The organism is Kitasatospora sp. HUAS MG31 (assembly GCF_040571325.1).
In the GTDB taxonomy this organism is placed as follows: domain Bacteria; phylum Actinomycetota; class Actinomycetes; order Streptomycetales; family Streptomycetaceae; genus Kitasatospora; species Kitasatospora camelliae.
In genome coordinates this window covers 1-26,787 of sequence record NZ_CP159873.1, presented here as the reverse complement: position 1 = coordinate 26,787, position 26,787 = coordinate 1, and the positions used below count along the sequence as shown (strand labels likewise).

Here is a 26,787-nt window from a genome sequence, read left to right as displayed (position 1 = left end):
ACGGGGGTGAAGGGGCGTGCGGTCATTCCGCGCGTCCCTTCGTTCTGGACTTCCAAAGTGCAGAGCCCTACTATTTGGTTAGGTCCTACTGTTAGGGAGTGTCTTGTGAGGATCAGCATTGGCGGTGAGCAGGTCGAGGTGCCCGGCGACTTGGGCACCGCGCTGCTCGCCGGGCTGCGCGGAGAGCGCTTGGTGGAGCCGCCGCAGGCCTCCGACTTCGACGCCCTGGTCGACCTGGTCGCCCGTACCAGCCGACTCATCCAGCACCTGGCGGTGTTCCGGGAGGTGGCGATGTCCCGTGCGGACGCGGTCGGCGCCTACTCGAACCGCAGCGCGCTGGCCATGGCGGGCGCGATGTCCGCTTCCCAGCTCGGCCGGGTCCTCGAGGGCCATGGGCTGCCGCGCGACCGCCGCAGCGGCGGGGTGAATCTCGTGTCCGCGTTCCGCACCGCCGACGACGGCCTCCTCCACCTGGCCGCTGAGCCGGACGTCGCCGACCTGCCGTCGTTCACCCTGCCGTTCAACCCTGCGCAGACGGTGGTGGAGCCGACGGAGTTCGCCGGCCGGGAGCTGACCTTCTACTACCGCCCCCAGGTCCCGATCGCGGTGGCCGACCTCGGGCGCACCGCCGGCTACACCCTGCGCGACGCCGAGCAGGGCCTGATCGCCTGCGTCACCGAGCGGGTCTTCGACGCCCTGTTCGGCGACCCGCGTCTCGACCCGACCCGACCCAACGGACGCTGAGGAGACCACGCCGATGTCCGACGAGCTGTTCGACTCCGTCGACGCGCTGCTCGCCGCCGTGAGCACCGGCCTGCCGCTGCCGGCGGAGCGCAAGCGGCTGCGCCTGGCGGCCGGGCTGACGCCCGCGCAGGTTGCCGCGGCCCTGCGGGTCAACTCGACGCTGGTGGTCGCCTGGGAGGACGGCAGCGCCGTCCCGGGCCCGGACATCGCTCCGGCCTACACGCGCCTCCTGGAGGGCCTGGCAGCGCGTTTCCCGGCGCCCGAGCAGCCCGCGGCGACGTCGATCCCGGCCGCGCCGCAGACGCCTGTCCAGGCCCCGGCGACCGCCCAGCACGTCACCGACGCGCCCGCCGTCCCGGTGCTCGACCAGAACCCGGATGGCTCGCTGCTGATGGCCACCGCGGCGCCGTGCGTGCAGTGCGGCCAGCCCTCGGTCTATCGCGCCCAGGGGCGCCCGATGCACCTGGGCGGGTTCTGCCGCCCCGCCGCCACCCCGGCTACCGAGCCGGCCGTCGAAGCCACCCAGCAGCCGGCGCCGACGACGACGCCGGCCCCGGCCGAGCAGCCAACAGCCACCCCCGCACCCGCTGCTGCTCCCGTCGCCTCCGAGCCGGTCCGGCCCGCACCCACCGCCACGTCGGCCCCGGCGGCCAAGACGCGCCCGGCGACGGCCCGCCCCGCTGCCCGCCCGGCTGCAGCCCGTCCGGCTTCGGCACGCCCCGCTGCTCCGTCCGCTGCCGCTGCGCGCTGGTGGCCGGCGGTCGCGCTGGACGTCGCCGAGGACGGCGCATGGGTGCTGGACGTCCCGCAGATCCCGGCCCCGGCCGGACCGAAGCTCGGCGACTGGTTCGCGTGGCTGGGCACCGGGCTGCCGCTGCGCGTTGAGCGTGCCCACGCCTCGGGGCGCGGCGGTGACGGCATGGTCTGCCTGACCGCTGGTGCGCTCAAGCAGCTCGGCCTGCCCACCGCCCTGCCCGCCACCGAGAAGGCCCTGGCCGCGCTGCACACGAAGCTGGCGAAGGCCGCCGCCGTGGTGGGCATGGAGATCAGCGACCAGATCGGCCCGAGCTTCCACGTCTTCCGCCGCACCGGATCGGCCGGCGGACCGAAGACCTCGGTCCGGGTCACCGTCGCGCCCTGGCTCGGCCAGGGCGATGCCCGTCAGCAGGCCACCAGCGCCCTCGCCGCCCCGCTCGCCACCGCCCCCGACGGCACCAAGGACGGCCTCACCCTGACCCGCCGCTACCGCGCCTTCACCACCGACCTCGGCGCCGCCCCCGGCGCCACCACCGCCACCACCGCGATGCTGCTCCTGGACGCGGTCCGCCCGCGCGTGGAGTGGGTCAAGGACGAGACGACCGGGGAGTGGTCCTCCCACCTGCGCGAGGGCGCCCTCCCGAAGGGGAACCTGTGCGTTGCGCCGGCCGCCGGGGCCCGCCACCCGCTCACCCGCGACCTGCTTTCCCGCGGCGAGGCGGTGTGCGAGGAGGAGGACTACAAGTGGTGGGCCCGCGAGCTCACCGCCGAGGAAGCCGTCCGCCGGTTCGCGGTCGCGGTCGACGTCTGCGCCTCCTACCTGTCCGTCACCGACTCCCTGCGCCTGCCCATCGGCCCGCTCGAGCCCGCGCGGAACCCGGCCTGGGACGGCGGCAAGACCGCCGGCCTCTGGTGGGCAGATTTCACCGGCACCCCGGTGGACGAGCTGTTGCCACACCCGGCCACCTTCCACGGCCGCCCGCCCACCGGCCCGGGCTGGTACGCCACGCCGACCGTCGCCTACATGGCCACCACCTACGGCTTCGACCCGGCCACCATCACCGAGGCGTACCTCAGCACCCACACCGCGCCGCTGCTCAAGGAGTGGACCGGCCGCATCCGGGCCGGCTACAAGCGCGCCTACGCCGACCTCGGCCTGGTCGACGGCCAGGCCCCCGCCGAGTTCCTCGCCGCCTACATCGTGCACAAGGACATCGGCACCGACCCGGTCCGCGCCGACGCCCTGACCCTGGCCGCCCTGTACAAGAACATCTACAAGGGCGGCATCGGCAAATGGGCCGACTCCGCCCGCCACCTGGACGACCAGGCGTGGCTGGAGAAGGTCGCCGCCTCCTGGTCCTACCGGCCGGAGATCCGCTTCCACATCATCGCCGCCGCCCGGATCGCCGCCCACCGCCGCCTGCGCAAGACCCTCCAGCTGACCGGCCGCGCCCCGTTCGCCGTCAACGTCGACTCCTACCTCTACGCCACCGACGCCCCCACCCCGCTCGAGCTCCTGCCCGTGAAGAACGACGGCACCCCCGTGCCCGGCGCGCTGCGGCTGGGCATCGCGCCGGGCAGCCACAAGCACGAGTCCTCGATCCCGCTGCAGGCCGCGATCGAGGCGATGGGCCGCCGTGAGCACCCGTCCAAGCTGGTCCACCACTACGCCACCGACGGCACCTACATCGGCCCGGAGCAGGCCGCCGAAGACGCCGACGCCGGGAACGACGAGCAGGAAGGCGACAACTGATGGCCGGCCTCAAAGACATGTTCGGGCGGGTACGCGAGGCGCTGTTCCCCTCGCGCAAGGCGCCCGTCCAGACCACGACCCAGGCCGGGCAGGTCCGCGAGCGCAAGTTCGGCGGCAACACCAAGGCCATGGCCGCCGCGTACGGCGTCTCTCCCCGTACCGTGCTGCGCTGGATCGACGGCACCCGCCACCCCACCAAGAAGCAGCACGTCGACCAGCTCCAGCGCGACGCGATCGAGGTGCAGACCACCGAGCGGGGCCGCGAGCGCAAGGCCAAGCAGCTGCAGAAGCTCGGCCCGTACTCCGGGGTCACCGCCCGGGTCGGGCGCACCCACACGTTCGAGATCCAGGGATCGGACGCCGTCCGGGCCCGCGACATCCACCTCAGCCTCACCGGCGACCAAGCCGCGGCCCTGGCCCGCGCCCAGGACGAGGGAGCGGTGCGCGAGGTGATCGGCGAAGCCCTCGCCGACTACTTCAACGGCGGAGGCGGGTACGCCGGATTCACCGCCGACGACTTCGAGTACGACCCCGACGACTTCGACCTCAACAGCTGATCAGCCCAAGCACCGGGCACTGGCTGGCGGGGGGCTCGCAGCTACCGAGCTACGCTCCGGTCGCTTTGGTCGCTGGCCTGGGTCGCTGGGTGTTTGTGCAGGTCAGAAGCCTAGAATGGGGTGTGTACAAGTTCAATCCTGACCCACACGGCAACCCTGATTACAACAAGAATCAGGCGCTCTTCTATCGGGACATGGCTGTATATGCAGCCGGGCTCTTCAGTAACGGCCCCAGCGGTCCGCGTTGGGAGGAAAATGGGAGTTGTGAATGAGCCTCTTTCATCCTGGGTTTTGCCAGGTCAGGAGGGTGTGGACGGCTGCAACGGTCCGGCTGATCCGGTTGGTCGAGCAGCGGGCCCGTCGTAGGAGTCGCCAGGATTTGAGTGGACGTTAAGTCCCCTTTCTCTGGGTTCGTGATCGCTCGTTCGTGTGAACGCCAGCCGAACTGGCGTGCCGGTCTGGACTCGGGTGATGTTCTGCGGCCCATGGACAGACGGGCGTATCCGAGCGACTTGTCGGACGAGCAGTGGGTGTTGATCGAGCCGATGATCACGGCCTGGAAGCAGGACCGGGTGGCGCGGTCGGCGACCGGGGATCCCGGGGTCTGTGATCTGCGGGAGGTCGTGAACGCGGTCTTCTACCAAAACCAGACGGGCTGTCAGTGGCGCTACCTGCCCCATGACCTGCCGTCCTGGTCGGCGGTGTTCTACTACTTCACGCTGTGGCGCCAGGACGGTCTCGACCAGCGGATCCAGGAACTCCTGCGCTGCCAGGTGCGGGAGAGGGCCCGCCGATTAGAGGACCCGTCCCTCGTGATCATCGACACCCAGTCCGTCCGCGCGGCCGCCGGTGTCCCGAGGACCACGACGGGACTGGACGCCAACAAGAAGGTGTCGGGGCGCAAGCGGGGGCTGGCCGTGGACGTCATGGGGCTGATCATCGGGGTCGTCGTCCTGGCCGCCTCCGCTCACGACAACGCCGCCGGCACCGCCCTGCTCGACCAGGCCGCCGAGCGGTGCGGGATGCGACTGGAGAAGGCCCTGGTGGACCAGGGCTTCAAGGACGAGGTCGTCATCCACGGCGCCTTGCTGGACATCGACGTCGAGGTCGTCCGCCGCAACCCCGCCGACCAGGGCAAGGGCTTCGTCCCGCAGCCGAAGCGGTGGGTGGTGGAGCAGACGAACGGCACCCTGATGCTGCACCGGCGCCTCGCCCGCGAGTACGACCACCGGCCCGACACCTCCGCCTCACGCGTCTACTGGGCCTCCACCGCCAACATGGCCCGCCGCCTCACCACACCCGCCCTCAGCTGGCGCGACACCCTCGGACTGGCCGCGTGAACATCGCCGAACTCCTGGCAGACCTCCAGGTCCGGCAGGACGAGGCCGCCACCCGGGCCGCTGAACTGCGCGCCCGGATCGAAGAGCTCGCCGCCGACCTGACCGAAACCGAAGCGCGGCTCACGGACCTGGCCACCGCCCGAAAGATCATCGCGGAGATCACGCCGGCAGGGACCGAACCCGAACCACCCGAGACGAACACCACCTACCAGGCCATCGTGAACGCCTTCAACCAGCACCCCGACCAGGAGTTCCGGGCGCGCGAGCTGCACGAACTCCTCGGCATGCCCACCGACGAGGCGTCCGTCAACATCACCCGCAGCCGCCTCGGACGCCTCACTCGCCAAGGCTTCCTCACCCAACCCGGACGAGGCCGATACCAGAAACGGACTTAACGTCCACTGAGTCGGGCGAAGGCGCGTTCGCCGGGTGCCCTGAGGCGGGCGTGGTCCCGGTTGTACTGCTTGTAGTGCTCGGGCAGTTCGTCGTGTCGGTAGTACGGGGTGCGGACGGTGGCGCCGGCACCCTGGTAGGCCCTGTCCGCCAGGACCAGGATCTCCCTGGTCAGGCAGGCCTGGACGATGCCGTGGGCGCGGGCGGCGGTCAGGTCGTGGGTGCGACCGGGCAGGGCGCGGGAGAACCAGAGCGGTGTGCCGTCGGGCGTGGCGACGACCTGGACGTTCATCCCGTGCTTGCGGTGCTTCTGCGAGTAGTACGGCTCGTCCGCCTTGATCCGGTCGGTCGGGATCAGGGTCCCGTCGACGATCACGAAGTCGCCCTCGCCCAGACCCACCAGCGCCTCGCGCAGGCCCGGTGCCCACGCCGCCAAGACCTCCAGGGTCTCGTCCACGTACCGCCAGGCGGTCGCCTCCGACACCCCGAACCCGGCTCCGACCTGGGCGAGCGTCTCGTTCTTCCGTAGATGCGCCAGGACCAGCAATGCCTGCTTGAAGCAGCCCAACTTCCGCCACCGCGAACCGAGTTCACACCTTCGGGTATGGATCAGCCACGAGACGTGCTCGACCAGCTCGTGCGGGACGTCGAGCATGGCAGGATACGAGACCAACAGGGCCCCTCGGCGGCGACGTGATGAGTGAGATCACCACGGCAACGACGAGGGGCCTTGTTGCGTCACTACAACTCGCTGACCAGGCATTTCACCCTGTCGGGACAGGATGAAAGAGGCTCAATGGCACGGGACTGATTACACTCTCGCGCCCTACTGAAGCTGAGCACGGGAACCCGCGGTCCGCATCCTGCCTTGTGGGAACCACTGGAACCGGGCGGGATGCTGGGCGAGGCGAGCCGGGGGGCGTACCGGCGCCCTGTCGTGGCTGCTCCTCGCCGCTCGGACCCCATCCCCGCTGTTTGCAGGACGCCAGAGCAGCCGCGGGGAGGCGATGGCTGCTCGCCGGAGCCGGGCCGCAGGCGGCCCGGCTCCGGAACATCAGTTGATACTGTGCCGGCTTGCTGCTGCCGCTCGCGGACCCGAGGAAAAGGCTCGTTCTCCAGTTGGTTTGCGAGTACAGGCTGGACGTGGACTTGTTCGAGGTCATCTCGCTGGATTTGAGCGAGAACTTCAGCTCCATCCACCGGTCTGCGGTCTGAGACCGCGCGGACGACGGGTCGGTGCTCTCCTGGTAGCCCTTCGCATGCTGGGCGGCGGCGCTCGCGGCGGCGCTCGCGGCGGCGAGACTGACCGCGGCTGCGTTGGTGGCTCCGGTCAGGTAATCGTGGAGTGCTGTAATGCCGGTTGGGATCGCGGCGGTCACCGTGTCCGAAGGTGGGGCCGGTGCGGGCGGGAATGCTTGCTTCTGCGCGTTCGAGACTGCGCTCAAGCCGGCGGTGACCGCTGACTGGCCTTCGGCGTTCAGCCTCTTGATCTGGCTGTCGACCTTTTCGAGGGCGCCCGCGGCTGCGGAGGCGGATCCGATTTCGTCGGTGATCGTTTGCAGGACCGGAACGACCGCGGTCGGGCGTCCTTCGATGGCACGACCGACGGCGGCCTTGACTGTTTCGCCGGTGGCGCCAGGCGCGTTCGAGGCGTCCAGTGCGGCCTGGCGGACCTCGGCAGCGGCGTGGGCGACGTCGTTGACCGCTCCGGTGAGGGCGTCCGCGACGAACGCCAGCCATGCGGTCACGGACGTTGTGTACAGCGGCTTCGCCGCGTCTGCCTCCTTGACAATCACGTACAGGCGGGTCAGCCATGTCGCGGCCGACGTCGCGGACTCCGCCTCGTTGATGATCGTGCGGACGGCCGTGATCGATTTCTCGTCTTGTGCGACGTTTTTCGCTGGCACCGGGGTCGGGGCGGGGTTCGCGGCGATGGTTGCGAGCTGAGCCTGCAGGGCGGTGACGTCGGCGAGCTGGGACCGCAGGCGGTCGAGCATCACCGGTAGTTCACCGAACGTCTGTGCTTGCTCCGACGCCAGGTTCATGCCGGCATCAGCCAGGTTCTGCGCACTGGTGATCAGTTTGGACTGGGCGTCGAGTACACGCTGGTGCCCGTCCAGAAGTTTCTGGAGATCGGCTGGGGACAGAGGCATTCCGTTGGCGCGCATCGCTTTTGTCGCGGGAAGGCTCTCGCCCTTGGCAGAACTGACCGCGGCCACCTGCTTGTCCAAGGCGTCGACGGTGGCGGCGCCTCCTGGTGCGATCGCCGCCAGGACGAGATCGATCGCGGTGACGGTGTTCGCCGAGTACTGGTTGACCAGCGTGTTCTGTGCGGCTGTGAACTCGGTCTGCGCGGTGGTCACGGCGGCGGTCGCCGTGGCGAGCGCTCCCGCGGTCGGCATCCGGCTGATCAGGGCCTTCACCTGGCTGATCGTGGCGTCCAAGGCCTGCCGACGGCCGGTAAGGCTCAAGGCAATGAACCGTGGATCGTCGAGAAGGTCGACCGGCGCCTGGTCGCTGGCGAGTTCCCGGAACCAGTCGCTGGGAGACAGGTCGATCGGGAAGACGTACCCTCCGCTGGGTGACGGCAATCGCATGTCCAGGACCTGGCTCACCGCGTCGGTGATCTCACCACCGGGCCCGGCGGCAAGCGCTCCGAGAATGGCCTTCATATCCGATGGCGAGAACACGGAAACCAGCCGGCCTTCGGCTGCGTCGATAGCCGCCAGCTCCGTCTCAGCGTGCCCCTCGTACCATTCGACGAACTGTTCCTTCGTCAGCTCCTGCTTCTGTTTGACAACCTGCTGCTCCCACGCGCCCTTCTTTCTCAACCACGAGTCGTAAAGGGCAAAGTACAGCTCCTCCAGAGTTGAGCCGGTAAACGGGTCTCCGTCTACGACGGCGTCTGGGGGAGCTGGCGAACGCAAGAATTCCCGCAGCCGGTTCTTCACGGTCGGCATCATGGGATCGAACTTCGGCACGAGAGTGCTCAGGGCCTGGAGGTACTGCGCGGAGACGTGTTGGCCATTGCCACTGCCGGTGATCTCGGCTATGTCGAACATCTGGTCGACGAGCCGGGACTCGGCCTCTGCGACTACCGCTGGCTTGACCTTGGTGGTGTCGTACGCGAAGTCGCCCGGGTTGAGCATGGTTCCGGGCACCGTCATAGACAGGAACTGATTGCTGTTGGTTCCTCCCAGGACCGACTTCAACTGCTGGTATATCTGGTCCATCACGGATGTCATGGTTCGCTCTTTCTGGATCGCATGCGGGCAGGCACGAGTTTCCTGCTGTGAGTCAGGTATTCGATGTTCGCCAGGCGACGTAGCCCGGCAGCCCGGGCAGAGAGCCGGATGGGAATGGGGCCACGATGGCGTCACCTGCCTGATCTTCGGCAAGCCTTACGGCACCGGTTGATCATGTCGCGCTGATGCGCGCGAATCTGACCCGACGTCTAGCGTTCCCGGAGACCACTCGAACAAACAGCCAGTCAGCGCGCGGGCAGACCGATACCCGGTTCACGTGGCAGTCGAAGGGCGAGTCGCCTGTGGACTGACGTGCAGCTCGGCACCTGGACCGCCCTGATCGACAGCAGCATCGTTGCCGGCCCCGCCAGCGGCGAACCCCTGCGCCGCCCCAGCGCCGACGCCGCCCTCGCCCTGCTGTGCCGGGCCCTGGGGGAGCACCTCACCCGTTGGCAGAGCGGACCAGCCGTCGCGGCTGCGCGCGATGGACAGTCCCACAGCGCGCGGCGCGCTTATGGACAGGCCGCGCGGAGTTCGCGCGCCCCCCGCGCGCGTCGACCGTGTCGACCGGGGCGCGCCTTTGCCCCTGGACAGAGGCGCGTTTCGCCTGGACAAGTGGTCGGCCCGCGCACCGCACCGCACCGCCGGTTCGGTTCCCGCACTGCAAAAGGCCGGCGCACCGCACTGCAAATGTCGGTGCGGTAGTCGCGCCGATGCTGCACCGCATCGCATCGCATCGCTCGTGCCTGTGCCGCACCGCCGGCTTCTCCGCACCCGGCACCGAGGTGGTGGGGCGCAGGGCTTCGGGGAAGGTGGCGGTCAACGAGACGATCGCCGCGTTTCGTCCTCGGCGGCACCGCCGACGGCGCGCCGGGCGGGGTCGGCACCATCACCGACTGGGCGACCGAGGTCGAGTTCGTTCTGCCGGGCGGCCGCCGGAAGGTGCGGCCGGACGCGGTGCGGCCTGCCCCGGAGATCGGGGTGCCGGTGCTGATGGTGGAGGTCGACCGCTCCACCACGGCACCGGAGCGGGTGGCCGCGAAGTTCACCGCCTACCGCGAGCTGTTCCGCACCAAGGTCCGCGACAACGACCCGGCCCTCGCCGACCAGGCCGACCGGACGGTGATGGTGGCGCCGGGCCTGGCCCGGCCACACCCGGCCACACCCGGCCCGGCTACCCGCCGGTCGCCCTGGTCGTCACCGACGCCAGACCCGTCGCCCTGGCCAACCGTCAGCAGAAGGTGGCAGACCTGGCGCGCGAGGCCTGGGGTGGCTCCTGGTGGACCATCCGCACCCACGAGAACGACGGGGACGGCTGGCGCGAGTACGACGACGCGGTGCCGGTCATTACCACCACCCTGGACCTGCTGGCCGAGCACGGCCCGCTCGGCCCGATGTGGTGGCGCTACGGCCGAGACGGCCGGCACTCCCTGCTGGAGGCGCTAGAGAGCCCGGACACCCGCGCGGCCTACGACGCGCGCCAAGAGGCCCGGGAGAAGAAGGCCGACCAGGAGCACCGGTAATGGATGAAGACGCTGGCCTGCGCCGACTGCGGGAACGTCCCCTACCGGGAGAGCTCCGAGGAGTGCGGCTCCCAGGGACGACAGACCTGGACCCGCCGCCCGGGCGGCCTCTGCTGGTCCTGCCACGAGAAAAAGCAACAGCGGCGCGAGGAGGAGCGGGAGGCCGAGGCCCAGGCACGACTGGAGGCAGCCCGCGCGGCCAACGCCCGCTGCGCCCGTGCTGGACCTGTCGGGGCTCGATCGGTGGGAAGGAGGGCTCGAAGCTGGAGCTGACCGAGAAGGCCGGCTCCAACCGGCTGGAGTGCCCGCAGTGCGTCAGCGACCGGGAGGCGCAGGAGCTGGGCCCGCTGGTGTTGCCCGCCCCGGCCAAGCGCGAACAGGTGGCCGCCCTGATCTCAGCCCCGGACGATCTGTGGTGGGCGGAGCGGGTACCGCACGCGAAGCTCTACCCGCTGCGGGACCGGCGAACGTGACTTGCTCGTGGGGCGAGGGGCGGTGGAAGACTGGCGTCAGCGGATCTTCGGTTTCACAGACGGTGAGATACGGTGCCCGCGCGCTGCGGTTGCTTCTTCGAGGAGCACGTTCCAGTCCGTGACTTGCAGCCACGTCTTGCCCATCAGGTGCGCGGTCCAGTCGACCAGCTCGGCCCAGGTCCGGCAGCGGTGCACTTCGAAGGAATACGCCGACGTGTCAGGTTCCGGGTCGCAAGCCCTGTGAGTTACCGCCCACCGGGCCGCCTCCGGATAGGCCAATAGATCATCAGCGGAGTACATGACGACTCCGTCGCGTTCCCGGGCTGCCTCACGCTGTGCGTCCTCCCACTCCTTGACGCCACGTTCAGCACGGGAGAGGTCAGCTTTGTCGATCCAGACGTTGCCCGCGCCATCCGCGATGGGGTTCTTGCAAACGTCACAGATGGCGTTGAGCTCATGTGAGTTCATGGCATCTATCGTGCCGCAGCGTCGTCCTCCCTGGTGGGATGTGCTGGTGCTGCACGCCAAGCTCCACCCGGGTTTGCAGGGCCGTGCCGCATGAGTGCCGGCCGCCGCGCGGCTGTCGCGGGGGCTGTCGCGACCTCTTGTCGCGTTGAGGGCTGTCGCGACCTGTCACCTGCGCGGGTACTGCTTACCTCGGTGTGCGGTCGGGGCGCGACAGGTCGCCCCCTGCTCGGTGGTCTCAAGCAGCACCCGCTTCCGATGCTATGGCGCCGGGGCGCCTGGGTAGTGAGCCCGCACCGTTGCGCCTATCGCAGGCCAGTCACATCGCAGGGATTAAGGTCCGTCAGCGCCTGAGACAAGGCGAGTTCAACCTGGATTACGCCTTCCCGTGTGCTTGGTGAGGCTTGCCCGGGGCCAAATCAGAACAGGGATAGGCCTCATCCGCTCCTCGTTGCCGCTGTCCCCATAGAGCAGAACTCTCCCCCTGTCGTCTCGGGGGAGCTTAATCATAAAGCAGACGAATAGGGCCATTCCTGCAGGGATGAACGTGAAGGCTGCCGCCCAGCCTGCGTATTCGATAATTGCGGTTGATTTGGTCAGCCATTTGGCCGAGTCTGGATTGATTTCCACATAGAGGGCAAGGGCGCCAATGTAGGCAAGGGTGACGGACCACAGTGCCCCCCGCACATTACGCCTCTCATTTTTCTCGCGCCAGGCGATATGGTTAATCTCGTATCTGATGTGCGCCGAAAGCTCTCCTTTCCCCTCCGTGGGCCACATCTGCTGAAGAAGCTCTAGATCCGCTTTGACCTTATCCCTGGAGTTTACCGCCCAGCGGCGTTGAATAAATTGTGCGGCTGCCGTGGCAATTGGGGTGATGACGATGGCTGCCGCAGCGAAGGCTGCGGCAGCCGTGCTCTGGTCAGACATGCCCTATTGATCAGAAACTCAATTGGTTCTCGTCAAGGGTGTACTGAACTTGATTGAGTGATGTCGGAGCGGTTCGCCTGACAGTGATCGGTGTGCTCCGGTAGCCCTGGACCGTGAGATACGCACAGGGCGGCGGCTTGACCGACGCTGGGAGGGCCGCGCGGGAGCGGATCCGGCTGCAGGCCGTGGAACGCTTCGAAGACGGGCAGAAGAACCGAGAGATCGCTGCCGCGTTGCGGGTCAGCGAGCGGTCCGTGGAGCGGTGGCGGCGCCAGTGGCGCGAGCGCGGCGAGGCCGGGGTGCGGTCGAAGGGATCGCCGGGGCGTCCGAGGCTCAGTGAAGCGCAAATCGCCAGGCTGGCACGGGAGTTGGAGCGCGGACCGCTGGTCCATGGCTGGGCCGACCAGCGGTGGACACTGGCACGTATCAAGACGCTGATCGGTCGCTTGTTCCACGTGAGCTACACGGTGGAGGGCACCTGGCGGCTGCTGAGGCGGCACGGCTGGTCCTGGCAGCAGCCGGCCCGGCGGGCGATCGAGCGCGACGACGAGGCGGTCGAGGTCTGGAAGAAGGAGATGTGGCCGTTGGTAAGAGAACCGCGGCGGAGCGCGACGCCTGGGTGGTCTTCGAGGACGAGGCCGGGCAGTCGTTGACGCCGCCGCGCGCGAGAAGCTGGGGCCGCAAGGGCATTACGCCGGTGGTCCGGGTACGTGGCCGAGGCTCGGGCCGGGTGTCCATCGCCGGTCTGACCTGCTACAAAACCGGGAAGCGTTCCCGGATGTTCTACTCGATTCGCGAGTACCGGGGCCGCAAGGGTGAGCCGAAGGGGATCGGCTGGCGCGACCTGCGTGACCTGCTGGTCAGGGCACACATCCAGCTTGGCGGCCCGATCGTGCTGGTCTGGGACAACCTCCGCATGCACCTGGTCGAGCCACTGCGTGAGTTCTTCTCCGCCCACGCCGACTGGATCACCGTCTTCCAACTTCCGAACTACTCACCTGACTTGAACCCGCAGGAGGGCATCTGGTCGCTGGTCAAGCGCGACATCGGCAACCTCGCCGCGGCCAACCTCGGCCAGATCACCCGCGCCGTAAAGCGCAGGCTCAAGCAGATCCAGTACCGCCCGGACTTGGTCGATGGCTGCCTGGACGGCACCGGCTTGATCATGGACGGCTGACCGACATCACGAATTCAAGTTCAGTAGCGCACGTGCGGACCGTGGAAGTAGCCGCGGACGATGTGAGGCTGGTGCTGGCGGCGGCGGAAGAAGCGTCGCGCTTCGGCCGCGAGCTCGGCCTGGTTGCGGGCCCGGTGGCTCGTGGGCAGGCTGCGCTTGAGGTCGGCGTTGACCAGTTCGTCGGGGTTCAGCTCGGGCGAGTAGGACGGCAGGAAGTGCAGCTCGATCTGGTCGGCGTGGTCGGCCAGCCAGGCGCGGACCTTCTTGCTGCGGTGGGCCGAGTGCCGGTCCACGACGAGGTGGACCTTGCGGTCGAAGTGGCAGGCGAGCCGGCTGAGGAAGCGGCACATGACCTGCGCGTCGAAGGTGCCAGTGAAGACCATGAAGTGCATGCGGCCCTTGGTGCTGATCGCGGACATGGCGTTGACCGAGAACCGGTTCCCGGTCCGGCGCACGATCGGGGTCCGGCCCTTCTCGCCCCAGGTCCGGCCGCTGACCTGGTCAGAACGGATGCCGACCTGGTCGGCGAACAGCACCTCGGCGCCCTCGGCCTTCGCCTTCGCGCGGATCGCCGGCCACGTTTCCTGCAGCCAGGCACGCACCGCCTCGGGATCCTGCTCGACAGCCCGCTTGTCCGGACGCTGGAACGACAGCCCCCAGCGGCGCAGGTACTTGCCCACCCCCGGCTCGGTCAGCCGGACCCGATACAGCTTCGCGATCAGCGCACCCACCTGGGAACGCGTCCACAGCTGACCGACAAGCCCCAGCTCACAGGGCTGGTGGTCGAGCACGGCCTGCCGCACCGCCGCCTGCTCTGCCTCGGACAACACCTGATGCTCCCCGACCCGTCGCCCGCGGGGCCGCCCGATCAGCGCCTCACGACCGCCGGCCAGCCACCTCGCCCACCAGCCGTCCACCGCCTTCAACGAGACCTTGAACACCGCCGCGACGTCCTCGCGATCCCGGCCCTCCACCAACGCGGCCACCGCCCGCAGCCGCAACGCCTCCTGCGCCGACGGCGACAAGTGCCGCGCATCCCCCACCAGTTCACTCACGCGATGTTCAACGATCCAGAACCCCTACCGTTTCGGATCAATAACGCTAGGCGCGTGGCTTATGCAACTCAAGGAGGCGCGGGAGTGCACCACTAAAGTTGGCTGATGTGCACGCTGAGACCGGGACGAACCGCTACAGCCGGATGCTTTGCCAATCGGCACCGGCATCACGAGTTCCGATTCAGCTGCCAGCGGATGCCGAGTTCGGTGAGCCGTTCGGCGCGGGCGGCGGGGATGTCGCCGCGCCGGCTGCGGCTGTTCGAGATGAACAGGCCGAGGCTGATCTCCACCACGGTGCCCTCGTCGGTGCCGTCATCCAGGACGAGGGGCTCTTTGTGTTTGCGGGGGACGTTCAGGTGGCCCTCCCGGGCCCGGTACTGGGCGGCGGCGGCGAGGTTCCGCTGCTCCTTTGCCGCGTGGCTCACCTTGGCGGCCGGCTTCTGCTCGGCGGCCAGCGGCTCCAGCCCGAGGACGTGCTCACACAGCCACTGCTGGGCGGGGGCGAGTTTGTCCCAGCCGACCTGCTGTGCGCGGCCCCACCCGGCGAGGTCTTCGCCCTGGACGATGACGCTGCCCGGCTCGGCACCCGCCAGCGTCCCGCCCTCCTTCACGTGCCGCCAGGCGAGGGCGAAGCACCGCTGCCACTCCACCGACCAGGCCGGGCACCACGCCGGGTCGATCTCGTCCAGGGCGGCCTTGCGGTCGGCGCTCAGCGCCCCCGTCCAGTCCAGGCCGGTCTCCCCGGCCTCGGCGCGGCGCTGGAGCGCTTCGGTGCGCCGCTGGGCGGTGCGGAGGTTCTTCATGATGGTCCCGACCGGACGACCGCCCCACACCGCTTCGTTCGGCGGGCAGAGGTGTCCGTGCTCGGCGGCGTATCCGGCGACCGCGGTGATGTTGTCGGTGAAGGCGGTGTCGAACGCCGACCACACCATGCCGAGCCCGTCGAGCTCCTTGATGCGCTCCGGGTCGAGGACGTCGGCGGCCTTGTAGCGGCGCTGGTCGGCGACCCACACCCCGAGCCGGTGCCCGGACGGCGCCCGGTAGGCGTACGGCACCTTCACGTCGCCGAACGCCTCCCGGTAGGCGCGCAGCTCCTCCAGGCCCCGCCGGAACTCGGTCCGCTCCGGCTCCAGCACCCGGGTACGGATGAACGCCGCGATCACCGCCGGATCCCGCTGGGTGGAGAACTGCAGAAGCTGCGCCTGGTCGCCGGCGGAGCGGAACTCCTCGGGCTCCCCGGCGTGCTTCGGCTCGCGAGGGGGTCGGGTCTCGGACTGGGGGAGGGCCAGGCGTTCGACGGCGGCCGCGTCATGGGCCCGTAGGGCCATGAGGAGCTTGCTCAGCCCGTCGTAGGCCCGGGAGGTGAGCAGCTGGTCGCCGTCCTCCCCGGCGCCGAGGAGGACGGGCACGACGATGGTGGCGATCTTCCCGCTGCCGGGGTGCATCCGCAGTGCCCGGCCGACGGCCTGGACCAGGTCGACCATGGATCCGCGGACGTCGGCGAAGAACACCGCGTCGCAGTCGAAGGTGTCCACGCCCTCCGACAAGACCTTGACCGAGGCCAGGACATAGCGCAGCAGCCGCCACCCGTCCTCCCGGACCAGCGACGCGAACGTGCCCAGCACGGCCCGCCGCTCGGCCGACGTGTGCTCGGCCTCCAGCCACGTCGTCCCGACCAGCTCCGGCGCCGGGTGCAACGCCGGGTCCTGCTCCCACAACACCCGGGCGACGTCCCGGAGGCCGGTGCTCAGCGCCCGGGCCTCGGCGACCATGTGGTGGAAGGACAGCACCCGCGACAGGTCCCACTCGGCGCAGGCGGTCAGTAGAGCGGTTTGCAGGGCCGCCAGGCGGGCGCCCCGGTACTCGACCGACATCTCGTGCGCACCGTGCTGCTCCAGGCCCTGCAGGACGGGATCGGAGACGTCCACACAGACGATGCGGTACGGGGCGATCACCCCGTCCGAGATTGCGGTCCCAAGCGGGTAGTCGTGGGCGACGGGTCCGAACAGGGCCTCGTCGTCCATGGACGCGATCAGCTCGGCGGACTCGATCCCGGCCGCCGCGGCCCGCAGCTGATCCGTCTCCTTGACCGCCCACAGGCGAGGGGTGGCCGTCATGAACAACCTGCGGTCACACGGGATCCGGGCGTTGTCCAGGATCGCCGCCCACGGCCGTCCCGCCTGCCCCGACACCCGGTGCGCCTCGTCCACCACCGCCAGCGACCACGCCGGAAGCCCGGCCTGGTGCGCCTTCTCCAGGTGCCCCAGGCCCAGGCTCGCGTAGGTGGCGAACACCGTCACCTTGCCAGGCCCGGCCGTCCAGCGCACCAGCTCGGCCGGATCGGTGGTGCAGCGAAGGCCCACCGGCTGTTCGTTGCCCGTCAGCGAGCAGAGCCCGACCATCCGGCCGCCGCGTCCCTCCCGCTGCCAGACCTCCACCGTCTGCTCCAGCAGCGGCAGTGAGGGCACGATCACCAGCGTCCGCTCGGCGTGGAGCCGCGCGGCGACGTGCACGGCTGTCAGCGACTTGCCCGAGCCCGTCGCCGCGCGGATCTGGCACCGCAGCCCCTCCGGCGGCACCAGACCGGACGCGGGCAGCGTCAGAAGTCGTACTGCCGAATCGCACGCCTCTTCCTGGTGCGGACGCAGCTTTTTCATCATGACGGCGATTTCACTTCCCCGGAAATTGTGCGACGCAGAGATGAACCAGAACCGAGCCTTTTTGAACGGTCCAGCTATTCAGCGAACCCCAGGACGCGATCCCACTGGAGCCTGGCCTTGCGCAGGTCAGTCCACGCCGCGCCCCAGTGCCGGGAGCCCCGCGCCTGGGTGCGGATCAACAGCATCAGGGCCACTACTGAACTTGAATTCGTGATGTCGGTCAGCCGTCCATGATCAAGCCGGTGCCGTCCAGGCAGCCATCGACCAAGTCCGGGCGGTACTGGATCTGCTTGAGCCTGCGCTTTACGGCGCGGGTGATCTGGCCGAGGTTGGCCGCGGCGAGGTTGCCGATGTCGCGCTTGACCAGCGACCAGATGCCCTCCTGCGGGTTCAAGTCAGGTGAGTAGTTCGGAAGTTGGAAGACGGTGATCCAGTCGGCGTGGGCGGAGAAGAACTCACGCAGTGGCTCGACCAGGTGCATGCGGAGGTTGTCCCAGACCAGCACGATCGGGCCGCCAAGCTGGATGTGTGCCCTGACCAGCAGGTCACGCAGGTCGCGCCAGCCGATCCCCTTCGGCTCACCCTTGCGGCCCCGGTACTCGCGAATCGAGTAGAACATCCGGGAACGCTTCCCGGTTTTGTAGCAGGTCAGACCGGCGATGGACACCCGGCCCGAGCCTCGGCCACGTACCCGGACCACCGGCGTAATGCCCTTGCGGCCCCAGCTTCTCGCGCGCGGCGGCGTCATCGACTGCCCGGCTTCGTCCTCGAAGACCACCCAGGCGTCGCGCTCCGCCGCGGTGCTTTTACCAGCGGCCAGGTCTCCTTCTTCCAGACCTCGACCGCCTGGTCGTCGCGCTCGATCGCCCGCCGGGCCGGCTGCTGCCAGGACCAGCCGTGCCGCCTCAGCAGCCGCCAGGTGCCCTCCACCGTGTAGCTCACGTGGAACAAGCGACCGATCAGCGTCTTGATACGTGCCAGTGTCCACCGCTGGTCGGCCCAGCCATGGACCAGCGGTCCGCGCTCCAACTCCCGTGCCAGCCTGGCGATTTGCGCTTCACTGAGCCTCGGACGCCCCGGCGATCCCTTCGACCGCACCCCGGCCTCGCCGCGCTCGCGCCACTGGCGCCGCCACCGCTCCACGGACCGCTCGCTGACCCGCAACGCGGCAGCGATCTCTCGGTTCTTCTGCCCGTCTTCGAAGCGTTCCACGGCCTGCAGCCGGATCCGCTCCCGCGCGGCCCTCCCAGCGTCGGTCAAGCCGCCGCCCTGTGCGTATCTCACGGTCCAGGGCTACCGGAGCACACCGATCACTGTCAGGCGAACCGCTCCGACATCACTCAATCAAGTTCAGTATCCGGGCCTCCAGCACGTCCAGCTCCGCCTCCTGTTCGGCCGTCAGCCCCGCGACGTCTCCCGCAGAGGCCCCGTCACCAACGGGTGCGTCGACCAGGCCATCCCCGCCGTTCACCACGTTTTCCTCCGCGTTCTCCAGAGCCGATTTCCGAGCGATCGGCGGGTGCATTTTTAGGTGCGAATCTGCGGTTTGTTGTCACTGGGGATCAGCCGGTGTCACCAGCTTCTGCTGACGGTGGCGTATGGGGCGGGGGAGCGCGGGGTGTCATCGGGGTGCGCATGTGTAGTGACATCAGGAGACTTCGCGCAGTGACATCTTGATGCAGATCCCTAAGCGGGCAGCCAGCTCAGTGTCGGGTGGTGTTGGGCCTGTGTTCATGGTTTCCAACCAGGCTCTGGGCTCGCGGTCGTCGACACGGGGTTCAGGAGCTGACGGTGTGCCCGGGCAGGGGACCATACACGGCGCAGAACTCGCAATCACAGCTGGTCATGGAGTTGGCCTGGCAGTGAGCGGTGGGCCAGTACGGCGATGCGCATGGGCCGGGGTCGACCGACGTTTCGCCGGACAGGGTGCGCTGGCACCAGCCGCACCGGATCACGGTTGGTACGCCGGCCTGGCGCAGGTGCTGCGCCGTGCGGGCGGCGATGTCGAACGGCATGTCCGACCTGACGGTGGCGGGCGCGCTGTCCAACAGCTGCCGGCTGCGCCACAGGCCCAGCCCGGTGACCGTGCAGACCGCTTTGAGGGCCGTCGGGTCGTGAGGGGAGTCGCCGGTCAGCAGGACTGTGAAATCCGGGTCCTCCACGGATCCCCCTCGTCGGTCGGTGTTGTGCCCGGTGCCAGTCAATCGTCCTGGCAGGCTGTCAGGCCATGGGTTTTCGCTCGGCCAGGGGCGCCGGCCTGGCCGGTCAGGGCACCAGTTCCAGCATCGATGCCGGCGGCAGTGACGGGTTGGCGGCGGCTGCTTCCACTACCTGCCAGTTGTCGTCGGCGAGCAGTTCGACGATGACCGCAGGTGGTAGAGCCGGATGGCCGGCGGCGATGGGCCTGGCCTGTCGGTCGGTCAGGCAGGCGAGCAGGGCCGGGGCCGTCGCGTGGTGGTGGCGGGCGATTTCGCGGAACGCCTTCTGCACCGGCGGCTGGTGCCGGGCGAGGTGTTCCAGCAGGGCGGGTGTCACGTCGGGATTGGCGGCCACCTTCGCGACGGCTCGCGCGCCGTGCCGTTCGACCATCGCCCGCAGCTGGGTTTCGGAGAGTCCTGGTTGCGGTGCGATGGCCTTGACCACTTTGGCGTCGGTGTCGCGGGCCAGCGTGTCGCGGATTTCGGCTGGCAGGTCGCGGCGCTGGGCGAGGAGCATCCGCACGGTCGCATCGGGTGAGGTGGCCAGCTCTTCGACCTCGGCCGGACAGGCCGCGGTGATGCGCGGTAGCAGGGGTGAGCCGAGCCGGGTGGCACTGGCGAGGTGGGCGAGGACGTCGAGCGGCAGGCGAGGGTGGTGCGCGAGCCGGCGTTGGACGTCGTGGCCGCGGTCGGTGGCCAGGGTGCGGATCAGGGCTTCGTCGATCGCGGGATTGTCCGCGAGCTGGGCCCTCACCCAGGGGACGGGGTCCTCGGCGAGCCGCGCGTACACCTGTGCTGGCAGGTCGGGGCGAGCAGCCAGTTCCTGGCGCAACAGCACCGAAGGGTGGTCGGCGAAGAGCGCGGCTGCGGCTGCGGGGGTGGCCGGGTTGCGCAGGGCCGTCTGCTGGATGTCGTGCACGGCGGACTCGTGGGAGCCGTCGCAGGCGGCTCCCGGCGGCAGCTCGCAGTCGGGCCGCGAGCAGTGCGGGTCGTGGACGAAAGGGATCGTCTCGCGGTCGCAGACCAGGCAGGACCGAGCCGCGGGCAGGCCTTCGCCGGTTAGCAACCCCGCCAGCACGGCTGGCGGGGTTGCCTCGTTGGCCGCCGCTGCGCGGCGGACCTCGGTGTGCGGGTGCTGTGCGAGCCGGGCGGCGAGGTCTGGCGTCGTTGCCCACAGTGCGAGTTCCGCGACGACTCGAACCTCCGGGTCCGCGGCGAGCGCCGCCGCCACGTCCGGCGGCAGGCCGGGGCAGGAGGCCAGCTTCTCCCGGCGTTCCACGAGGGGGTCGGTGGCGAACAGCCGCGCCCACTCCGGCGCTCCGGTGCCTTCTTCGAGCAGGGCGAGCGCGGCGCGCGGCCGTACGGCGGGGTCGACGTCGGTGGCGCTGAGCCGGCCCTCGTACGCGAGCCGCACTGCGGCCTCCTCGAAGCGGGAGGCCAGCGCCGTCATCTGTGCACGGTTGAGGTCCGGGCGGCAGGCCAGGGCCTCGGCAAGATCGGGGTCCGCCACTGCGATCAGCCGGTCGACCAGTTCGGAGGGCAGGGCCGGGTTGGCGGCCAGCCCGTGCAGGACGTGATTCACAGGGCAGCATCCTGCCCGACACATGATCGAAAGGCTGGCGAATTTCAGCGTTGGCACCGGCCGTACCAGCATCCGAAAGTGGCCAAGCGCGGCACCCGCCGGACGGGTCCTGCTCAAGTGAAAGTGGCCAGCCTTCCGTCTCGAACCGCACCAGGCCGCGCGCGTGCCGCCCAACCGCGCTGCCCGCTGCTGCGGCCAAACCGTGCGTGTACCGCACACCCCGCTGTGGTGTCAGCGGAATGCCGATTGCGCTGTCATCTAGGTGCGGACTGCGGCTTCCTGGTGTCACGACGCCTGTACCGGAGGGCACGGGTTCTTGCGGCGTCGGGGGAGTGGAGGTGGTGCTCATGCCGGAGGAGGACGGACCAACCGGCGCGGGGCCGGTGGTGCCGGTGGCGTTGGCGCGGCAGCAGGCGCTGGACCGCCTCCTGGCCCTGGACGCGCGGGGCGAGCTGACGACCGGCCACGTGCGGCTGGTCGCGGACGCGGTAGGGGTGTCGCTGCGCACGGTGTGGCGCTGGCTGGCCGCGGCGCGTACCGAGGGAAGGACCGGCGCGAGGCAGCGGGAGCGTTTCACGGTCACCCCGCAGCTGCACGCCCGGCTCGTCCTGTGGTGCGGGAATGCTGCCGCGGTCCACCGCGAGCTCCTTGCCGAGGCCCGAGCCGCTGCCGGGACCACAGGAAGCAACGACGACGGCGGGCACGCCGACACGGGCGAGGCCGCGCCACTGGCGGTGCCGTCGCTGGCAACGCTCCACCGGGCGATCCGCCGGGACCTGAACCCGGGCCAGCGCGCCGCCTTGGTGGGCGGGGAGCGGGCCCGGCGCGGCCACGACGTGCACCTGCGCCGCCCCCGCCAGTGGCGTAACGCCTGCTGGGAAGGCGACCACAAGCACGTCCCGGTCGAGGTCGACCTGCACGGCCAGCTCGTGTGCCCCTGGGTGACCTGGTTCATCGACTGCGCCACGAACGCCGTCACCGGCCTCGCGATCACCCCGCACACCCCCTCCCGGGACGCGATCCTCGCGGCGCTGCGCACCGCGATCGCCCGCGATGAACCCGACGGCCCCTACGGACCGGTCGGCAGCCTGCCCGCTCTGGTACGGATCGACCGCGGCAAGGACTTCCTCTCCCGCACCGTCGCCTCCGCGCTCGGCGCCTTCGCCGTCCCCGTGCACGACCTGCCCGCCTACACCCCGCACCTGAAGGGCACGGTGGAGAACCTCAACCGGTGCGCCGAGCGGATGTTCTTCGCCTCGTTGCCCCGCTACACCCACGCCCCTACCGCCTCCGTCCGCCGCCGCGACCGGGCCAAGGACGACACGGCGCCGCTGACGTTCACCGCGTTCGTTCAGCTGCTGCTGGACTGGGTGCACTGGTGGAACACCGAGCACACCTCGGCGGCCCTGGCCGGCCGCACACCTGTGCAGGCGTGGCTGGAGGACCCCACACCGATCGAGGACCCGACGCCGGGGCAGCTGTGGGCATTCACGATGGAGGACGACGGCACCGCCCGCACGCTCACCAGCAGCGGCGTGTACTGGCGGGGCCGGTACTACGTCGGTAACTGGATGCAGGGTCTGGCCGACGACGGGATCAAGGTCCGCATCCGGTACCTGCCCCACCACGCCCACGAGATCGAGGTCGTCGACGCCGTCACCGGCACCCACCTGGGCGCCGCCCACTTGTCCGACGCCGCCTCCGACGAGCAACGGGCCGCCGTGCGCCGCACCAGATCGGCTGAGCAGCGCCGGTTGAAGAAGGCGCTGGCCGCCGCCGAACGACTGCGCACCGAGCGGTTCGCGGCTGTCACCACTGCCCGAACCCCCGAACCGCTCCAGGCACTGACCGCGGCGGAAGCGGAGGAGGAACTGGCGGCGGCCGGCAGCCGGGACCTGCGGGCGCTGGCCCTGCCCGGGCTGCTCCCGCACGCCCCGGTCCCGGACGGATGGGTCCTACCCCGACCTGCTGCCATGCCCCGCCGCGAGCCCTCCAGCCAACAGCCCCCACCATCCGCCGAAACCGACCCGCCACAGTGACCGAGCCCGAATGCCCCGCCCTGGACACGGCGAGCACCCGAACTCACCACTACGACGGCCTCCACCGAACCCGACAGCCTCACGTCCAGGTAGGAGAACTATGACCACCGCGCCCGCCGTACGTCCCGGCATGCTGCCCCCGGAGCGCGCCGACCACTACCTCAACCTGACCGGTGCCCGCGTCGTGGCCACCGAGGCGCTGCGCACCACCCAGGACAACATCGCCGCCACCCTCGACGCCAGGGCGATGATGGTCCTCTCCGGTGCCGCCGGCAACGGCAAGTCGCTGTCCGTCAACGCCGCGCTGCGCCACCTCGCGCCCCGCCACACCTACCGGGTCGCGTTCCGTTCCCGCCCCACGCCGCGCGACATCCGCCACGAACTGTTCCGCGCCCTGGCCCTGCCGGGTGAGCCACCAGGGCGGCCGATCGAGTTCGACACCGTCCTCAAGGACGCCCTCGCCCGCTCCTTCCACGTCCTGGTCTGTGACGAGGCCCAGTGGCTGTCGCGGGAGTGCTTCGAGTACTGGCGCTATCTGTGGGACGACCCGGCCACCGACATCGCCGTCGTCTTCGCCGGCGGCGACGGCTGTGCCAAGGTCCTGCGCCGTGAGCCGATGCTCGCCTCCCGCGTCTACATCTGGCAGCAGGCCCTGCCGCTCACCCTGCCCGAGGTCCTCGCCGCCATCCCGGCCTTCCATCCCCTGTGGGACGGCGTCGATGCGGACCTGATCGCCCTGGTCGACAAGCAGGCCGCCCACGGCAACTTCCGCGCCTGGGCCCGCATCACCAAACACGCCGCCGACGGCCTCGCCGCCCAAGGCCGCACCCACCTCGACGAGCACCTCCTACGCCAGGTCTACGACCGCCTGGGCACGGGCGCATGACCGCCCGCCCACGCCGCCACCGCCCGAGGGCCTGACCATGCTCATCTGCCCCGACCCGCCTCCGGTCATCCTCGTCCTGGACCCGCACGACGACCCGCACCACATCCGCGCCGCCCTTGCCGGCCACCAGGCCCACCACGGCCGGATCACCGTCCACCCCACTCCCGCGACCGACTCCGGGGTGGCCCTGGCCCTGGACATCATCGCCGCCCTGGGCAAGCCTCTTCCCACCACCGGGACCCGTACGGGCGACGGTGAACGGTGCTGGGCGATGGCCGCCGCCTGGATCCTCGCCACCTCCATCACCCACTTGACCGTCCTGCGTGCCCACCTCCTGACCACACCCCGCGTGGCGGAGCTGCTGGCTCTGCGCTCGCGCACCGGCGTGCGCCTGCACCTGGTCTGCCACCGTTCACGCCCCACCCCGGCACTCCAGAAGGCCCTGCGCGCTGCCGACCACCGCCTCGTCGAGGCCGCAGCCCTCCTGCCAGACTCCACCGCCAATGACCTGCCCCATCCTCGTACTCGGCGTCCTCTGGAAGGCCGCTGGCTCGACCTCCCGGCCCTGACGACTCTGCGCGCCCTGGACGGCTCCCAGCGCCCCTGCTACTGCACCCCGCCCCTGGCCGCCGAGCGGCGCTACCACCCGCCCGCGATGCAGCCGACCACCACCGCCGAAGTCGCCCACCGCCTCCACACCGCCACCGCCCATCCCCACCTGGCCGCCGCGCTGGCCACTGCAGTGTTCACCGCCGCCTCCGACACCCAACTGATGACCGCCCACCCACGCGATGCCGCCATCGACGGCACCACCGTCACCCTCCACGACCCCGACAACCTGCGCTTCGGCTGCCTGACCCACCCAGTCCCGCCCTGGGCCAGCCCGCTGCTCCGCGCCGCTCCCCACCTTGCCGCTCTCGCGAACGCCGCCGGCCGCCCCCTCTTCAGCGACCCCTACCAAGGCGGCCACCTGGACCTGACCGCCCTCGCCGAGGCCTGCAAACTCCGCCCACCACAACCACCCACACCACGGAGCAAATCCCGTACCCGCACGCCATCCGCCGAATCCGCCAAACCCCAATGGCCGATCAGCAACGCCCACTACCACTACCCCTGGGCGTTCCACGAGATCACCCACGGCTGCCCCCGACCACCACATCCCATCCGGCGCAAGTAACCACTGGGCAAGCACACCCAAAACACCCGACCGCCGCCCCTCCCGTGCACCATGCGTCAATCTGGGGCATCCAGCCGCGCGTGCGAAGCTGCATCCCGCTGTCGTAGGGCGAGCAGCAGGATCGCGCTACTGCCGCCGAAAAGGGGCAGCGCCGAGCGCTGCCGCTTGGGCCGCGTCATCCGGGTGCGGCTTTCAGCGAAACCCTGGCGACGTACGGGCACGTCAAACGCACCGCAGCTTCTCAACAGCCGCGCCTGCTCCGCTGCGCCTGGCCGACGGTGGGTTGACTGCCCCTTCCGCAGGTCGTGCTGGGCTTCCAGCCATGCGAGAGCCCAGACCCCGCCGGATCCATCCGCCGCCCCACCGCCGCAGCCGAAGGCCGGCCCCGCCGGTTCGGAGTCCGGCGGGGCGCATGGTGGCCAGCCACGCGAATTTCGCCGCCATTGCTCCCGCCATCTTCGCTCGGCAATCCCTTTCACCCTCAGCCCCTGCTGCTCCCGGAAAATGTGAGATGACCGCGCTACCGACAGGCCTTTCTGATGCCGTCTAAGGAGCCCCACAGGGCTTTATGTCCGTGCAATTTCTGCACCCCCGGAACCTGTCTAATTTCCCAGAATCTATCGGGCTCCTATTTTTGATGCACAGACGGGGGCGAAGCCTGCCCCTCCACGCCTCCATGAGTGACCCCAGCCCTCATGTGACGACACGTCACCTCACCACCCATCAAGGCCCAAAGTGCTTGACGCCGACGACCATCCACCGCCGCAGTCAGCCCGGGCGAAGCCCGAACCCCACCCCCAACCCACCGAAGGCTGAAGGCCTAACGCCCCATATCACCTCAGCCCCAGAGCACAGCAGGTGAGCTGACCCGCCACCAAGGGGGCGAAGCACCCCTCTTCCCGGATCGGGCGTAGCCCGACCCGCCGGCGCAACCGCCTCCGCTCGCGCGCAGCGCGCCCCAGGGCGAAGCCCCGAGGCCCCGCTCCGAAGGAGCGGGCAGTACCGGCGGCGAAGCCGCCGCGCAGCGCCGAAGGCGCAAGCAACCCGGGCCGAACGAAGGCCTCACCCCCACACCCCGCCAACTCCGCAGCGAAGCGCGGAGTTGACCCACCAGCACCCAAGCCCACGCACCACCGTCACCCCTTTCTGATCGGGCGTAGCCCGGTCCGGCGGCGCAGCCGGCCCCAGGCCGCGCGAAGCGCGGGCCAGCCTTGGGGCGAAGCCCCGAGGCCCCCGCTCCGAAGGAGCGGGCAGTACCGGCGGCGAAGCCGCCGCGCAGCGCCGAAGGCGCAAGCAACCCGGGCCGAAGGCCCGTGGTTACCCGGCGTAGCCGGCCGGGCTGGACGTCAAGCCGCTGATCACCGAGCTGCGGGGCAGGTGGCCGAGGAGCTGGACTACGAGCTGGAGGCCGAGGCGCAGCGCCGGCACGCCGAGGAGTTCGCCGACGACCCGGACATCCGGGTCCGCGAGGTGATCGCCCAGGCCGACCGGGTCCTGGTCACCGAGTGGATGGGCGGCACCCCGCTGGCCGAGGTGATCGCCCGCGGCACCCGCGAGGAGCGGGACCGCGCGGGGCAGCTGCTGGCCCGCTTCCTGTTCGCGGGCTACGTCGAGACGGGTCTGCTGCACGCCGACCCGCACCCGGGCGCTTCCGGCTGCTCAAGGACGACGGCCCGGCGGAGGGCTGGCGGCTCGGCGTGGACTTCGGCGCCGTCGACCGGCTGCCCGGCGGCCTGCCGCTGCCGATCGGCGACTCGCTGCGGATGGCCCTGGCCGGGGACGCCGCCGGGGTGCTGGAGATGCTGCGCGAGGAGGGGCTTCGTGAAGCCCTCGA

Annotated in this window: 20 protein-coding genes and 4 pseudogenes; 13 read left to right on the top strand and 11 right to left on the bottom strand. The window is 69.9% G+C overall.

Annotated elements, in window-relative coordinates:
- Nucleotides 1-105 precede the first annotated feature (105 nt).
- Genes ABWK59_RS35600 through ABWK59_RS35590 form a run of 3 tightly spaced genes read left to right on the top strand, consistent with a single transcriptional unit; the run spans nucleotide 106 to nucleotide 3,810 of the window.
- A complete protein-coding gene (locus tag ABWK59_RS35600; protein ID WP_354645227.1) occupies nucleotides 106-744 on the top strand; it encodes a hypothetical protein in 639 nt (212 codons plus the stop codon).
- Nucleotides 745-757: 13 nt separating this feature from the next.
- A complete protein-coding gene (locus tag ABWK59_RS35595) occupies nucleotides 758-3,253 on the top strand; it encodes a helix-turn-helix domain-containing protein (protein ID WP_354645226.1) in 2,496 nt (831 codons plus the stop codon).
- Nucleotides 3,253-3,810, top strand: coding sequence for a hypothetical protein (locus ABWK59_RS35590; RefSeq protein WP_354645225.1), 558 nt, complete (start codon nucleotides 3,253-3,255; stop codon nucleotides 3,808-3,810). The genes ABWK59_RS35595 and ABWK59_RS35590 overlap by 1 nt, the downstream gene beginning before the upstream one ends.
- A 279-nt stretch (nucleotides 3,811-4,089) precedes the next feature.
- Here the strand turns inward: ABWK59_RS35590 and ABWK59_RS35585 are convergent.
- Nucleotides 4,090-4,194: pseudogene (locus ABWK59_RS35585) on the bottom strand (IS5/IS1182 family transposase); the annotation flags it as partial.
- Between the two features lie 101 nt (nucleotides 4,195-4,295).
- Here ABWK59_RS35585 and ABWK59_RS35580 point away from each other — a divergent pair.
- Together ABWK59_RS35580 and ABWK59_RS35575 are read left to right on the top strand one after the other, a co-directional pair.
- Nucleotides 4,296-5,150, top strand: a complete 855-nt coding sequence (locus tag ABWK59_RS35580) for an IS5 family transposase (RefSeq protein WP_354645224.1) — start codon at nucleotides 4,296-4,298, stop codon at nucleotides 5,148-5,150.
- Nucleotides 5,147-5,545, top strand: a complete 399-nt coding sequence (locus ABWK59_RS35575; protein WP_354637307.1) for a hypothetical protein — start codon at nucleotides 5,147-5,149, stop codon at nucleotides 5,543-5,545. The genes ABWK59_RS35580 and ABWK59_RS35575 overlap by 4 nt, the downstream gene beginning before the upstream one ends.
- An 8-nt stretch (nucleotides 5,546-5,553) precedes the next feature.
- On the opposite strand, the pseudogene ABWK59_RS35570 reads toward ABWK59_RS35575, so the two are convergent.
- Nucleotides 5,554-6,256 (bottom strand): annotated as a pseudogene (locus tag ABWK59_RS35570) (transposase family protein); the annotation flags it as partial.
- Between the two features lie 51 nt (nucleotides 6,257-6,307).
- Nucleotides 6,308-8,788 carry a hypothetical protein gene (locus tag ABWK59_RS35565; protein ID WP_354645223.1) on the bottom strand — a complete coding sequence of 827 codons (2,481 nt, stop codon included), beginning with the start codon at nucleotides 8,786-8,788 and terminating at the stop codon, nucleotides 6,308-6,310.
- Between the two features lie 735 nt (nucleotides 8,789-9,523).
- On the opposite strand from ABWK59_RS35565, the pseudogene ABWK59_RS35560 reads away from it, so the two are divergent.
- The 3 genes and pseudogenes from ABWK59_RS35560 to ABWK59_RS35550 form a co-directional block, all read left to right on the top strand.
- Nucleotides 9,524-9,862, top strand: a pseudogene (locus ABWK59_RS35560) (replication-relaxation family protein); the annotation flags it as partial.
- Between the two features lie 167 nt (nucleotides 9,863-10,029).
- Nucleotides 10,030-10,311, top strand: coding sequence for a hypothetical protein (locus ABWK59_RS35555; RefSeq protein ID WP_354645222.1), 282 nt, complete (start codon nucleotides 10,030-10,032; stop codon nucleotides 10,309-10,311).
- A 350-nt stretch (nucleotides 10,312-10,661) separates the two neighbouring features.
- Entirely contained in the window at nucleotides 10,662-10,784 is a 123-nt protein-coding gene (locus tag ABWK59_RS35550) for a hypothetical protein (protein WP_354645221.1), read from the top strand.
- 36 nt (nucleotides 10,785-10,820) lie between these two features.
- On the opposite strand, the gene ABWK59_RS35545 is transcribed toward ABWK59_RS35550, so the two are convergent.
- Together ABWK59_RS35545 and ABWK59_RS35540 are read right to left on the bottom strand one after the other, a co-directional pair.
- Entirely contained in the window at nucleotides 10,821-11,252 is a 432-nt protein-coding gene (locus ABWK59_RS35545) for a hypothetical protein (RefSeq protein WP_354645220.1), read from the bottom strand.
- 363 nt (nucleotides 11,253-11,615) lie between these two features.
- A complete protein-coding gene (locus ABWK59_RS35540; protein WP_354645219.1) occupies nucleotides 11,616-12,179 on the bottom strand; it encodes a hypothetical protein in 564 nt (187 codons plus the stop codon).
- 113 nt (nucleotides 12,180-12,292) lie between these two features.
- On the opposite strand from ABWK59_RS35540, the gene ABWK59_RS36695 reads away from it, so the two are divergent.
- Nucleotides 12,293-13,356 (top strand): IS630 family transposase gene (locus ABWK59_RS36695; RefSeq protein WP_420492965.1). Its coding sequence is split into 2 segments (ribosomal slippage): nucleotides 12,293-12,740 and nucleotides 12,740-13,356, totalling 1,065 coding nucleotides; the frame shifts between segments, so codons are not numbered across the junction.
- A gap of 20 nt (nucleotides 13,357-13,376) precedes the next feature.
- On the opposite strand, the gene ABWK59_RS35525 is transcribed toward ABWK59_RS36695, so the two are convergent.
- From ABWK59_RS35525 to ABWK59_RS35495, 6 genes are all read right to left on the bottom strand, one after another.
- Nucleotides 13,377-14,411 (bottom strand): IS630 family transposase, encoded by a 1,035-nt coding sequence (locus ABWK59_RS35525; protein WP_354645216.1) that lies wholly within the window; start codon nucleotides 14,409-14,411, stop codon nucleotides 13,377-13,379.
- 167 nt (nucleotides 14,412-14,578) lie between these two features.
- On the bottom strand, nucleotides 14,579-17,071 hold the full coding sequence (locus ABWK59_RS35520; RefSeq protein WP_354645215.1) for a DEAD/DEAH box helicase: 2,493 nt from the start codon (nucleotides 17,069-17,071) through the stop codon (nucleotides 14,579-14,581).
- A 220-nt stretch (nucleotides 17,072-17,291) separates the two neighbouring features.
- Nucleotides 17,292-18,355 (bottom strand): IS630 family transposase gene (locus ABWK59_RS36690; RefSeq protein ID WP_420492851.1). Its coding sequence is split into 2 segments (ribosomal slippage): nucleotides 17,292-17,908 and nucleotides 17,908-18,355, totalling 1,065 coding nucleotides; the frame shifts between segments, so codons are not numbered across the junction.
- A 52-nt stretch (nucleotides 18,356-18,407) separates the two neighbouring features.
- Nucleotides 18,408-18,596 carry a hypothetical protein gene (locus ABWK59_RS35505; protein ID WP_354645214.1) on the bottom strand — a complete coding sequence of 63 codons (189 nt, stop codon included), beginning with the start codon at nucleotides 18,594-18,596 and terminating at the stop codon, nucleotides 18,408-18,410.
- 253 nt (nucleotides 18,597-18,849) lie between these two features.
- The gene (locus tag ABWK59_RS35500) at nucleotides 18,850-19,233 is read right to left on the bottom strand and encodes a ribosomal protein L7/L12 (protein WP_354645213.1); all 384 of its coding nucleotides are present in this window, start codon (nucleotides 19,231-19,233) and stop codon (nucleotides 18,850-18,852) included.
- A 103-nt stretch (nucleotides 19,234-19,336) separates the two neighbouring features.
- Nucleotides 19,337-20,851: a hypothetical protein gene (locus ABWK59_RS35495; protein ID WP_354645372.1), complete on the bottom strand. Its 1,515-nt coding sequence runs from the start codon at nucleotides 20,849-20,851 to the stop codon at nucleotides 19,337-19,339.
- A gap of 416 nt (nucleotides 20,852-21,267) precedes the next feature.
- Between ABWK59_RS35495 and ABWK59_RS35490 the strand changes: the two genes are divergently transcribed.
- The 4 genes and pseudogenes from ABWK59_RS35490 to ABWK59_RS35475 form a co-directional block, all read left to right on the top strand.
- Nucleotides 21,268-22,890 carry a Mu transposase C-terminal domain-containing protein gene (locus ABWK59_RS35490; RefSeq protein WP_420492972.1) on the top strand — a complete coding sequence of 541 codons (1,623 nt, stop codon included), beginning with the start codon at nucleotides 21,268-21,270 and terminating at the stop codon, nucleotides 22,888-22,890.
- Between the two features lie 100 nt (nucleotides 22,891-22,990).
- A complete protein-coding gene (locus ABWK59_RS35485; RefSeq protein WP_354645211.1) occupies nucleotides 22,991-23,776 on the top strand; it encodes an ATP-binding protein in 786 nt (261 codons plus the stop codon).
- Nucleotides 23,777-23,813: 37 nt separating this feature from the next.
- On the top strand, nucleotides 23,814-24,953 hold the full coding sequence (locus ABWK59_RS35480) for a hypothetical protein (RefSeq protein WP_354645210.1): 1,140 nt from the start codon (nucleotides 23,814-23,816) through the stop codon (nucleotides 24,951-24,953).
- 1,336 nt (nucleotides 24,954-26,289) lie between these two features.
- Nucleotides 26,290-26,787 (top strand): annotated as a pseudogene (locus ABWK59_RS35475) (AarF/UbiB family protein); the annotation flags it as partial.

Coding starts and splice junctions, on each gene's coding strand:
- ABWK59_RS35595 (WP_354645226.1), top strand. CDS start 758: ATGTCCGACGAGCTGTTCGACTCCGTCGACGCGCTGCTCGCCGCCGTG.
- ABWK59_RS35590 (WP_354645225.1), top strand. CDS start 3,253: ATGGCCGGCCTCAAAGACATGTTCGGGCGGGTACGCGAGGCGCTGTTC.
- ABWK59_RS35580 (WP_354645224.1), top strand. CDS start 4,296: ATGGACAGACGGGCGTATCCGAGCGACTTGTCGGACGAGCAGTGGGTG.
- ABWK59_RS35565 (WP_354645223.1), bottom strand. CDS start 8,788: ATGACATCCGTGATGGACCAGATATACCAGCAGTTGAAGTCGGTCCTG.
- ABWK59_RS35545 (WP_354645220.1), bottom strand. CDS start 11,252: ATGAACTCACATGAGCTCAACGCCATCTGTGACGTTTGCAAGAACCCC.
- ABWK59_RS35540 (WP_354645219.1), bottom strand. CDS start 12,179: ATGTCTGACCAGAGCACGGCTGCCGCAGCCTTCGCTGCGGCAGCCATC.
- ABWK59_RS35520 (WP_354645215.1), bottom strand. CDS start 17,071: ATGATGAAAAAGCTGCGTCCGCACCAGGAAGAGGCGTGCGATTCGGCA.
- ABWK59_RS35505 (WP_354645214.1), bottom strand. CDS start 18,596: ATGCACCCGCCGATCGCTCGGAAATCGGCTCTGGAGAACGCGGAGGAA.
- ABWK59_RS35485 (WP_354645211.1), top strand. CDS start 22,991: ATGACCACCGCGCCCGCCGTACGTCCCGGCATGCTGCCCCCGGAGCGC.
- ABWK59_RS35480 (WP_354645210.1), top strand. CDS start 23,814: ATGCTCATCTGCCCCGACCCGCCTCCGGTCATCCTCGTCCTGGACCCG.